Here is a 10,605-nt window from a genome sequence, read left to right on the forward strand (position 1 = left end):
CAAAGTTCAAGTGATCACCCAATAAAAATGAACAATTAAAAAAAACTACGCCAAATACAACCAGCAAAAAGCATTTCAATAGAAAATACATTTCAAACCAACAAAATCCACTCAAACATATCTTCCAATTTGTATCGTAGTACGTATGACTTACACGTGGTTAAGAACGTTTAATGTCAGATGGATAACTCATCCCTGAGCCGTTTTTTTGTACACAGCAATTGCAAATGCGTTTTGCGAGCTGAACCGTTGGCAGATGATTGACACACCGCAGTGCAGTTGATATTTTGCGCCCGAACCTGCTCCAAATGCTGTAGCCTCATGCCTGCTGACGAAAAATTTGTATATATGCCTCCCCAAGGACCACTTCAGATTGTTTATGAAGATGATGATTTGGTGATTATTGATAAACCTGCGGAATTATTGTCTGTGCCAGGTCGTTTACCTGAGCATCATGACAGCGCCTATTTGCGTGTATTGGCTTTATATCCCAATGCCAAAATTACCCACCGCTTAGATATGGCGACATCAGGCATTTTAATGTTTGCCAAACATCGCGATGCAGAAGTTGCGGTAAGTAAAATGTTTCAAGCACGCACGGTAAAGAAAAACTATATCGCTTTGGTGCAGGGCGAGCTCAAAGGTGAGGGTAGTATTAATGAGCCATTAATTACTGACTGGGAAAATCGACCGCGTCAAATGGTGCATTATGAACTGGGTAAGCCTGCACAAACCTTATATAAAGCTTTAGATTATGATGCCAGCCAAGATATCAGCCGTGTACTGCTCACACCGATTACAGGGCGTTCCCATCAGTTACGTGTGCATTTAATGAGTATTGGGCATCCTATTACGGGCGATCGACTGTATCATCCTAATCCAGATTGGAGTCCACTCAATCGCATGGCTTTACATGCGAGTTATTTGGCTTTTAAGCAACCTTTGAGTGGCGAATATTTGGAAATTCAAGGTGTTGTGCCTTTTTAAATGCGGGTCTAGCCATCACAATATTTTTGTAAAAGTAAGTATTGGTACAAAGCGTGCATTAAATATTAGCCTAAGTAAGCAGTTGTGGCTGAGAATATGTTGTCAAGGCAAAGGTGAGGCATTGTTTTGTAAATAAATCGCCAAATTGCAATAAAAATCGGCTACTTTATATCGAGAACCAATGACAATCATAAAAGGATTCGAATATGTCACGCGATTACGAACAATATCCAGATGATGACAATGGCAATGTGCTATGGCAAATGCATGAAGATGGTGATGACTTGACGGAAGCGCATGAAATTGAATATTCAATTGCGTTTACCAGTGAAGAAAAAGCTGATCAGTGTGCGATTTATTTGCTAAAAGAAGAACAAAAAATCAGTTTATTTGAGGATGAAGATACCAATGAATGGGTAATTACCATTTATGTGTATATGGAACCTGAATATGCCGACATTGTCGATTTGGAAGAATGGTTTAGCAAAATTGCTGTGCAATTTGAGGGTGAGTATGACGGCTGGGGCTGTATGGCCTATATTTATGATGATGAAGACTTTGATCCAGAAGAAGAACTCAACAGCCAATAACCGTGCAAAATTTACAAAAAGCCTAGTCTTATTCGATTAGGCTTTTTTTATTTGGCTGTAGAAGCATTTGAACACTGTCAAATATTGTTCGTGTATTTAAATTAACATCATGAATATCGGTCTATGTTATGGACCTCGTAAAGCTCCTAAAGGAGGCTACACTCGAAGCGGACTTGATTTGATCTATTGAACGCGTTATATGTGTCAATCAGAAAAAAAGCGAAACAATAAATACAGATCGCAGAGTATTGGAACAATACAAAAACTATAAGGAGTATGCACATGAGTCATAAAGTTCACCTACAACGTATATTTACAGCACCACCTGAGCGCGTATTTCGTGCATTTACCGATCCTAATGCCTTAGTAAAGTGGATGGCCCCTCATGGTTTTATTGCAAAGGTTGAACACGCAGAGGTGCGCACGGGGGGCAGTTACCGCATGTCATTTACCAACTTTTCAACGGGAACCAGCCATGCTTTTCATGGTCGTTATCATGAGGTGATTGAAAACCAGTTGCTACGTTATAGCGATATATTTGATGCGGAAGAACTGGCGGGTGAAATTGAAGTGATTGTGCAATTAAAAGAAGTGTCTGTGGGTACAGAAGTTACGATAGTGCAACAGGGACTTCCAGATGTGATTCCACCCGATGCATGCCATTTAGGCTGGCAGGAGTCTTTACAGTTACTGTCTTTTTTAGTGAATCCATCTATTCCAGACCAATAATTTTGACCTGCTTTGCGACGCTGTTAAATAGGTGATTTGCTTCGCCAAGCGTATTGATAGATCAGATCTAGCGAATGAAATTTTGTACTGAGTTCTCGTATTTTTAAATGAGCTAAATAACCATAGTTTTTGTATGTCTTTCTAGCTTCCTGTTATAGTGGCTTTTTTTGGCATGTATTGTGCCGTTTTTTTGTGTTTGATCCACATTTGAGGTTGTTATGACTTTACCCCATTGCCCAAAATGCCAATCTGAATATACCTATGAAGATGGTGACTTATTGATTTGCCCAGAGTGCTCACATGAATGGCGTGCAGGTGAACAAGACCTGAGCGAACAAGAGGTCGTTATTAAAGATGCTAATGGCAATGTTTTAGCCGATGGCGATGCTGTAACCGTGATTAAAGATCTTAAAATTAAAGGCTCATCATCTGTAGTTAAAGTGGGCACGAAAGTAAAAAGTATTCGATTACTACCTGATGCATCTGATGGTCACGACATTGACTGTAAAGTGGATGGCATTGGCGCGATTAAACTGAAATCTGAATATGTCAAAAAAGTTTAAATACCTTAGGGTTTGATATTGACCAGATATTAATCAGCTATTCCCAATACGTTGCAACTTGTAGCTTTTTAAGAGGGTGAAAGCATGCGTCGTATTGGGGGATCAGGCATAATTTGTTTTTACTTCGTTGGGAAACCACACCATGCCTCATATTCATGTTGAATATTCTAACAATATTAAAAATATTGATGCCAAGCAGGTACTCAAAACCTTAAACCATACTCTTTTTGCAACGGGTCATGTGAGCTCGGCTTTAGACATTAAAAGCCGTGCAGTATGTCAACAGGATTGGTTGATTGGATTAGAGCCAGATGAGACGCAGGCTTATGTGCATATTAAATTGTCATTACTGAGTGGCAGAAGTTTAGAAACCCAAGCTGAAATTTCTGAGCAACTCTTACAAGCCTTGCAACAGGTTCTACCTGCTCAGTCAGGTATGACGGTACAAATGTGCGTTGAAGTGTTAGAAATGACGAAAACCACCTACAGTAAGCAACTGGTTCAAGCCTAAATTCAAATAGCGCTTTTCAGCGCTATTTTTAATGATGTCATACGCACTTCTATTTTTAAAAAAATCAGCAATTTTTTTAGTTTATGGCATTTATTTAGCGTTTTAAATAAGGTGTGTTGATTAAAATATGTTCTAAAAATAGTTAAGAATAACAAGAGGTGTGGTATGGCTGGTTGGTATGAAATATCGCTTGCAAGTGATGGTCAATTTCGCTTTGTACTGAAAGCAGGAAATGGCGAACCCATTTTGACGAGTGAATTGTATAAAGCAAAAGCATCGGCACACAACGGCATTGAGTCTGTGCAAAAAAACTGTACCGATGATCAGCGTTATGATCGATTAGAAGCTAAAAATGGGAAACCATATTTCAATTTAAAAGCCGCCAATCATCAAATTATTGGTACGAGTCAATTTTATGCCAGTGAGCAATCGCGTGAAAAGGGCATTGAATCGGTCAAAACCAATGGAGTTTCAACCGTCATTAAAGATATAACGACCTAAAGCTATACGCTGTCATCAGAGTCTGAAATCTTTCATCATGATGAATTGATGCACAGCGTAATGGCATCGAATGATGATGAGTTGAAAATGATGTAAAGCAAAAAATATAAAAGTACCTAGGTGAACTAACCTAGGTCTTTTTTGTATGGAATGAATATAGGCACGATGAAGGTATTGAAATACAGTTTTTTTGTGGGGCTAGGCTTAGCCATACTGACTTATGTGATTTCGCCCTATTGGGTGTTGCATCGTATTCAGCAAGCCTATGAACAAAATCAGGCAAATAAAATTTCCCAATACATTGATTACGATGCAGTTAAAATTAGTTTAAAACCCCAGTTAGAACAACGTTTTCAGCACTATACAGGAGGTGAGTCATTGCCCCCAAGCCTACAAAAATGGCAAGTTAAACTGAGTCAGAAGTTTTCAGACTATGCAGTCGATATGGTGCTTAATCCACAGACATTGATGCTGTTAATGCAAGGGAAAACCTTATCCGAGTTGATTCAAAAAGAGGATTTATTGGGTGCAAAATCTGTGTTAGGTTCTGTGCAAAATGTATGGCAGGAAGCACAGCCCATAAGTGATACAGAGACACAAGGTCTACAGCTGACAGCCGATGACGATCTTGTGCAAGCTTCTCATGCTGTTGAGCAAGCGCGCAGTCGACCACAGGCACACTATACGAGTTGGAATCGCTTTGAAGTGATCGTGCCACACGAGGCAAAATCAAATACGCATGTAGAACAAAACACTCGATTTATGATGCAACGCCGTGGGCTTAGCTGGAAAATAACCGCAGTACAACTGCCTTAAATTTAAATTGAGAGCCTTAGGGTAAAAGCCAAAGGGTAGCGCAATTCACAGGACAATAAAGAATGAGTTATCCAGTCAAAATTCATGGAGAGCAACAGGCTGGGTTAGAAATACAAGAATTTTTATCCGCTTGGGATAATGTGGTGTGTCAGTTGGATATTCAGAAAATCGTGGGCTATTGCGTTGCAGATGTTTGTTTCTTTGATACCAGTAGCCAGACATCTGGAATATTAGCCTATCAGGCTTTATGGCAACGTTATAGCAGTGTGTTCCAAGCCAATGTTCGGGTTTATCGTCGAGATGTACTCGTTCACGCCACTGAAAGTATGGGTTTTATTAGTTGTTATTCTAAAGTTGACCGAGATGATGGTGTTGAAACGCCTAAAATTCCTTGGTGTCGTTCTACATTGGCTGTACGAAAAACTGCGCAAGGCTGGAAAATTCAGCATCAACATATTTCCTTGCCTGTGGATTTTGCTACTCAGCAGGCCATCCCTTTGTATTTCTAATATATATCTGCTTATTTTTCTAATGGCATCATGGGATTAAAGCCAGCATGATGAGCAAGCCATAAAAAGCTTTAAATCACATTAACTTGTGCCTTAACGTTGCAAATCATTACATGATTATCATACGCAGTGTTTGATGTTCAGCCTAAATTAACAATAAGAATTCATGGTTCAGGACGAAGACAATGGATCATAAAAACAAAAATAGCACCAATGCACCGTATCAGCCACTGCCGAAAAATGACAAGACTGTGGATGGGATAAATTCCCCCGTTGCAACAGTTCCTGCTAGCTTGCAAAAAATCATCAGCATCACAGCAGGTTTTATTATTAGTGCTTTGGTCATTGCTGCCTTGTATTGGGGGAAGGATATTCTTATTCCTTTGGCCTTGGCGATTTTGCTGGCATTTTTAGTGGATCCCTTAGTCATGCGACTAAGAAAAAGAGGCCTGCCTCAATGGTTATCGATTGCATTGGTGGTGACTTTGGTTTTGGGTGTGCTGTCAGGTGCCGCGACATATTTGGGGTATCAACTGGGGCAATTAAGTCAGGAATTGCCACAATATCATGGCACTATACAAAAAAAACTAAACTCAGTACGGCAGTATTCTCAAGGTCCGAGCGTGTGGGATGGGGCTAAAAATACTTTAGATACTATTGAAGGCTCTATTGATAAAACCATTCCTGAAGAGCCTGATCCAAGTGTGCAAAAAGTCAAAGTGGTTGGGCAGGAGCAAAGTACAGCAGAAGCCGCGCTGGAGTGGAGCGATCGGGTGCTGAATCCATTGGCAACCGCGGGTATTGTGTTCTTATTCGTAATTCTAATTTTAATTAATCGTAAAGATTTACATGGCCGTTTTTTAAAAATGTTGGGTGGTAATTTAAATATAGGAACCGATGCGCTTGATGAAACCGCGAATAGAATCGGAACGTATTTAAGGATGCAGCTCACGGTCAATTTAACCTACGGCATTCCAATGGCGGCAGGGCTATGGTTTATTGGGGTGCCTGCGGCCATTATGTGGGGCATGGTGGCTGTAGTCATGCGCTTTGTTCCTTATGTTGGTCCAATGATTTCTGCAGTTTTCCCCATTACCTTAGCCTTTGCTGTAGATCCAGGCTGGAATATGGTGCTATGGACGATCGGCTTAATTTTGCTGTTAGAACTGATCAGTAATAATATTATTGAGCCATGGCTATATGGTGAAAGTACTGGGCTATCAACGCTGGCAATTATTTTGGCAGCCACCTTTTGGACCACCTTATGGGGGCCAATTGGTTTAATTTTATCTACACCATTGACGGCCTGTTTGTTGGTTTTGTCTAACTACGTACCTGCATTAAGGTTTTTAAAAATTTTGTTGGGCAGTGAGCCAGCTTTGGCCCCCTATGAACGTTTTTATCAACGCTTGGTGGCAGATGATGTGCAAGATGCTATGGATGTGGCTAATGGTTATATTCAAGATCAATTACCCAAAAAGACGACGCCAGAACAGCGCGTACGTCGGATATGTCAATTTTATGATCAAGTGGCGATTCCAGCGATTCGATTTTTTTCGAGAGGCCATAATACAGAGGCCAGTGCAGAGCATCGTTTACGCTTACATTTAGGCTTAAAACGTTTTAATCATCATTTTCAACAAACTTATAGCCTTGCAAATGTCAATGCAAATGCGTTGGCTGAGGTCTGGTGTGCTGGGGCGCGCTGGGAAGTGGATGTACAAGTGTCAGAGATGCTGGCGCATAGTTTGAATTTAAGAGAAATTCCTGCTCAGGCATATACTGAGGTTCTCATTCAGGGGCAATCAGAAGCATTGCTCGCATTAAATAGCACCGTGCAGATTATCTGTATTTCAATTTTTCATACCGCGCCAGAAGCACAAGTGCGACTATTGAGCCATCGTATTCGAGAGTATTACCCAGATACAAAGCTCATTTTCGCTTTGTGGAGTTGTGATGATGTACAGCAATTAGATCAGATCAAAGCTCAGTTTGATGCAGATGCTGTGGTCAATAACATGAATGATTTATTGCTCAGTATTGATGCTTTAAGGTTACGCCAAGGTGAAAAATGGCTAGATGAGCCTGACCTAGAACTTGAGGAAAAACGTGTAAAAGCTTTGGATGAGCTGGGTGTTTTTGATGCGCAGAATCTGAGTATTTATACCCAGTATATAGAGGAGGCAAGACAAGCCTTTGATGTGAAATATGCCCAAATTTCATGGGTTAAACAGGACTGGGTGTATACGCCTGCTAGTCCACTTGCTCAGGATGTAGGTGACCCAATGAAAGCACGGCAATCTAAACATGATTCAATTTGCAGTCATTTGGTCTATCAAAATGAAAGTTTGATTATTGAAGATTTACAGCGGGATCCGCGTTTTGCACATTTGCCTGAACTATTGCATAACCGGATTCGATTTTATGCAGGTGTGGTCTTACGTAACCGTGAAGGCATTGCTTTGGGGAGTTTTTGTATATTGGATCGTCTACCGAAAAAACTTAGCGAAGATGATATGAGCTTATTAAAAGGTTTGGCCAATGATTTAATTAAAGTATTGAGTGATGAACGTACACGGGTCAAAAAAATACAGGAATTAGATAATTTAACGGATGTGCCTTAAGCGTAGCTGTGCTGTGTAGTCAATGCTTTGGGCTGGTATTTCATAAAAAACGGTTTTAACATGCTGTTAGGATAAATTTAGAGCCAAAGGAATGGAAAAAAATAAATTTATCATCCAATGCGGGATTGGCTTAAGTCTGGTGATGTGTAGTGCCTTGGGGCATGCGCACATTGAAGGCCAATATTTTGCGCATAAAGATTGGGAAGTTGCATGTGACAATACTGGTACTTGCCGTGTTGCGGGTTATCAAGCAGAGCAACAAAGTTCCATTATTTCAGTATTGCTACAACGCGTAGCAGGTGCACAAAGCAAATTGAGTGCACGCGTGAAAATTGATGCGACAGCATTGGATGGTGTGCAAAGCGCGTTGCAGTTTTATAAAGATGGTAAACCGCAAGGCTGGATTAATATCAATCCTAAAACGGGTGAAGGCGTATTAGATGCGAGTCAAACAGAGCAATTGTTGACTGCACTACAAGGCACTAAGCCCGTGTTATGGGGAAGTGGAAAACAGCGTTGGCAATTGTCTGTAGATGGGGCAAGTGCCGTGCTATTGCGTATGGATGATTTCCAGCGCCGTATTGGTACAAACTCTGCAACATTACGTAAGGGCAAGACCGCTTCTGATCAGGTGTTAAAAGCACAAGAAATGCCGAAGGTGAATATTCAGCATTATCAAAAAGGTATGCAAAGCCGTTATAGTGTGCATTCAAAAACAGCCAAGCAGTTGTATGTACAACTCAAAAAACAGGTGAAAGCATCTGATTGTCCTTTAATATTTGAACAGAATTTTATGGAGGGCGATCGTGTGATTGCGTATCCAATTAATGAGCAAAATCTGTTGCTGGAAATTCCTTGTTGGCGCGCAGCTTATAATTATGGCAATGGCTATTGGCTGATGGATCGGCAGTTAAAACAAGTGAAGCAATTGGTGACGGTTTCAGGTAATAGTTTTAGTGAAGGGCAGATTTTTGCCAACCAACGTGGGCGTGGTATTGCTGATTGTAATAGCACAACTGAGTGGGCTTGGAATGGAAGACGATTTGTACTGAGCTATCGAGCACGAACCGAACAATGTAAAGGATTTATTGGCGGCGCTTGGGCGCTACCTATTTGGGTAACGACGGTGCAACAGGGTTTGTAATCGTCAGTTCATATTAAAAAGCCCTGAATGATTCAGGGCTTTTTGTTTAAAAACGCTTAGGAATTTTTTGGCCACCCTCAACAGGGGACTCGGCATTTTTTAACACACCAAATAGCCATGTTTCGGCATATTGTACTGCAGTTTTAAGTACATCGCCTTGAGCTAAACGACCTGCAATAAAGCTGGCCAGTGAACAACCAGAACCATGGTATTCACCTGCTAAGCGTGGGCAACGGGTTTCTGAAATTAATTCACCCTGTATATATAAGGCATTACGAATATATTCAGGTGTATCTTCATGTCCACCTTTGACAAGGACTGCTTTTGCACCCATCGCAAATAATATTTGCGTCGCCAGATCTAAATCATTTTCACCTGTAAGCGCACGTAGCTCAACTGTATTTGGCGTAATGATGCTAGCCAATGGAATGAGTTCGGCAAAAGCTTTAACCAAAGTCGCTTGATTGCCCAAAGAACCACCACTATTGGCTACCAATACAGGGTCCAATACATATTGATAATCTGGGTGTTGCTGTAAAAATTCAGCTAGCGCTGCAATGTTATCGGTCGTGCCTAACATACCCGATTTTACACAGCGAATAGGAAGGTCATTTACGACAGCATTGGCCTGCGCAAGAAGCAATGCTTTAGGCGTGGCTTCAAAACCAAATACCTGCTGCGAGTTTTGAATGGTCAGCGCAGTACAGGCAATGGCTGCATGTGCACCACTTTGGCCAATGGCTTCAATATCGGCTTGAAGCCCAGCACCACCAGAAGGGTCGAGGCCTGAAAAACACAGCACTGTAGGGCGCACAAGGATATCCTTCATTGAATAAATATGCGTTAGTATAGGCAACTTTGAAAGAACACTCGAGTGCATTTTTGCTCTGCGTAAATCAAGCCAAGGAACACGTGTGATTAAAAATATTTTGATAGATTTGGATGGAACACTGACTGACCCAAAAGTAGGGATTACGACATGTGCGCGTTATGGTTTGGCTAAAGTTGGGCATCCGATTGCTGATGATTTGAATATTGATTGGATTATTGGCCCACCACTGAAAGCATCATTGGCTCGAATTTTACAAGTCAGTGTAGAGGATGACTTAGCCGAGCAGGCTCTATTGGGCTATCGTGAACGATTTTCTAGCATTGGTTTATTTGAAAATATGGTCTATGCACAAGTAGCAGAGACCTTAAAGCACTTACAGCAAAAGGGATATGCTTTATATGTAGCGACTGCAAAGCCCACCATTTACGCAAAGCAGATCTTAGAGCACTTTCATTTGGCCGAGTATTTTAAAGTCATTTATGGCAGTGAGCTGAACGGTGAACGTACAAATAAGGGTGATTTAATTGCCTATATTTTGCAACAAGAGCAGCTAGACTCAAGTGAGTGCATTATGGTTGGTGATCGTGAATATGACATATTGGGCGCGCGTCGAAATGGAATTGAAACAATTGCAGTGACCTATGGTTATGGCACGTCGGAAGAAATAGAACATGCACAGCCACGTTATAAAATAGACAGTTTTAATGCATTAATAAATTTGGTTTAATTAGTATTTTTATTCCTTCTATATATTTAAGAGAAATTTAACTTCTTATTAAATATATAGAGGGTTTTTAAT

At 40.8% G+C, this 10,605-nt stretch carries 12 protein-coding genes; 11 read left to right on the forward strand and 1 reads right to left on the reverse strand.

Annotated features, from left to right (window positions below; genetic code table 11):
- Nucleotides 1-321: 321 nt before the first annotated feature.
- From EXE29_RS16550 to EXE29_RS16595, 10 genes are all read left to right on the forward strand, one after another.
- On the forward strand, nucleotides 322-987 hold the full coding sequence (locus EXE29_RS16550) for an RluA family pseudouridine synthase (RefSeq protein ID WP_120365076.1): 666 nt from the start codon (nucleotides 322-324) through the stop codon (nucleotides 985-987).
- A gap of 206 nt (nucleotides 988-1,193) precedes the next feature.
- Nucleotides 1,194-1,577 carry a ribonuclease E inhibitor RraB gene (locus tag EXE29_RS16555; protein WP_106986550.1) on the forward strand — a complete coding sequence of 128 codons (384 nt, stop codon included), beginning with the start codon at nucleotides 1,194-1,196 and terminating at the stop codon, nucleotides 1,575-1,577.
- 282 nt (nucleotides 1,578-1,859) lie between these two features.
- Nucleotides 1,860-2,306, forward strand: a complete 447-nt coding sequence (locus tag EXE29_RS16560; RefSeq protein WP_106986551.1) for an SRPBCC family protein — start codon at nucleotides 1,860-1,862, stop codon at nucleotides 2,304-2,306.
- Between the two features lie 218 nt (nucleotides 2,307-2,524).
- Nucleotides 2,525-2,869 (forward strand): zinc ribbon domain-containing protein YjdM, encoded by a 345-nt coding sequence (locus EXE29_RS16565; protein WP_106986552.1) that lies wholly within the window; start codon nucleotides 2,525-2,527, stop codon nucleotides 2,867-2,869.
- A 142-nt stretch (nucleotides 2,870-3,011) separates the two neighbouring features.
- A complete protein-coding gene (locus EXE29_RS16570) occupies nucleotides 3,012-3,380 on the forward strand; it encodes a 5-carboxymethyl-2-hydroxymuconate Delta-isomerase (RefSeq protein ID WP_117006400.1) in 369 nt (122 codons plus the stop codon).
- A gap of 165 nt (nucleotides 3,381-3,545) precedes the next feature.
- Nucleotides 3,546-3,881, forward strand: a complete 336-nt coding sequence (locus tag EXE29_RS16575) for a YegP family protein (protein ID WP_106986554.1) — start codon at nucleotides 3,546-3,548, stop codon at nucleotides 3,879-3,881.
- Nucleotides 3,882-4,046: 165 nt separating this feature from the next.
- The gene (locus EXE29_RS16580; protein ID WP_165382514.1) at nucleotides 4,047-4,697 is read left to right on the forward strand and encodes a DUF2939 domain-containing protein; all 651 of its coding nucleotides are present in this window, start codon (nucleotides 4,047-4,049) and stop codon (nucleotides 4,695-4,697) included.
- Nucleotides 4,698-4,759: 62 nt separating this feature from the next.
- Entirely contained in the window at nucleotides 4,760-5,206 is a 447-nt protein-coding gene (locus EXE29_RS16585) for a nuclear transport factor 2 family protein (protein ID WP_120365075.1), read from the forward strand.
- A 185-nt stretch (nucleotides 5,207-5,391) separates the two neighbouring features.
- Nucleotides 5,392-7,830: an AI-2E family transporter gene (locus tag EXE29_RS16590; RefSeq protein ID WP_120365074.1), complete on the forward strand. Its 2,439-nt coding sequence runs from the start codon at nucleotides 5,392-5,394 to the stop codon at nucleotides 7,828-7,830.
- Between the two features lie 91 nt (nucleotides 7,831-7,921).
- Nucleotides 7,922-8,974 (forward strand): DUF1176 domain-containing protein, encoded by a 1,053-nt coding sequence (locus EXE29_RS16595; protein ID WP_120365073.1) that lies wholly within the window; start codon nucleotides 7,922-7,924, stop codon nucleotides 8,972-8,974.
- A 46-nt stretch (nucleotides 8,975-9,020) separates the two neighbouring features.
- Here the strand turns inward: EXE29_RS16595 and EXE29_RS16600 are convergent, their stop codons facing one another.
- Entirely contained in the window at nucleotides 9,021-9,788 is a 768-nt protein-coding gene (locus EXE29_RS16600) for a hydroxymethylpyrimidine/phosphomethylpyrimidine kinase (RefSeq protein WP_120365072.1), read from the reverse strand.
- Between the two features lie 100 nt (nucleotides 9,789-9,888).
- Here EXE29_RS16600 and EXE29_RS16605 point away from each other — a divergent pair, with 100 nt between their 5' ends.
- Nucleotides 9,889-10,533 (forward strand): HAD-IA family hydrolase, encoded by a 645-nt coding sequence (locus EXE29_RS16605; protein WP_120365071.1) that lies wholly within the window; start codon nucleotides 9,889-9,891, stop codon nucleotides 10,531-10,533.
- Nucleotides 10,534-10,605 lie beyond the last annotated feature (72 nt).

The organism is Acinetobacter sp. WCHAc060006, assembly GCF_004209135.1.
Classification (GTDB): domain Bacteria; phylum Pseudomonadota; class Gammaproteobacteria; order Pseudomonadales; family Moraxellaceae; genus Acinetobacter; species Acinetobacter cumulans.

What these genes read in the sequence shown, in the direction of transcription:
- EXE29_RS16550 (WP_120365076.1), top strand. Translation starts at nt 322, where the DNA reads ATGCCTGCTGACGAAAAATTTGTATATATGCCTCCCCAAGGACCACTT.
- EXE29_RS16555 (WP_106986550.1), top strand. Translation starts at nt 1,194, where the DNA reads ATGTCACGCGATTACGAACAATATCCAGATGATGACAATGGCAATGTG.
- EXE29_RS16560 (WP_106986551.1), top strand. Translation starts at nt 1,860, where the DNA reads ATGAGTCATAAAGTTCACCTACAACGTATATTTACAGCACCACCTGAG.
- EXE29_RS16565 (WP_106986552.1), top strand. Translation starts at nt 2,525, where the DNA reads ATGACTTTACCCCATTGCCCAAAATGCCAATCTGAATATACCTATGAA.
- EXE29_RS16570 (WP_117006400.1), top strand. Translation starts at nt 3,012, where the DNA reads ATGCCTCATATTCATGTTGAATATTCTAACAATATTAAAAATATTGAT.
- EXE29_RS16575 (WP_106986554.1), top strand. Translation starts at nt 3,546, where the DNA reads ATGGCTGGTTGGTATGAAATATCGCTTGCAAGTGATGGTCAATTTCGC.
- EXE29_RS16580 (WP_165382514.1), top strand. Translation starts at nt 4,047, where the DNA reads ATGAAGGTATTGAAATACAGTTTTTTTGTGGGGCTAGGCTTAGCCATA.
- EXE29_RS16585 (WP_120365075.1), top strand. Translation starts at nt 4,760, where the DNA reads ATGAGTTATCCAGTCAAAATTCATGGAGAGCAACAGGCTGGGTTAGAA.
- EXE29_RS16590 (WP_120365074.1), top strand. Translation starts at nt 5,392, where the DNA reads ATGGATCATAAAAACAAAAATAGCACCAATGCACCGTATCAGCCACTG.
- EXE29_RS16595 (WP_120365073.1), top strand. Translation starts at nt 7,922, where the DNA reads ATGGAAAAAAATAAATTTATCATCCAATGCGGGATTGGCTTAAGTCTG.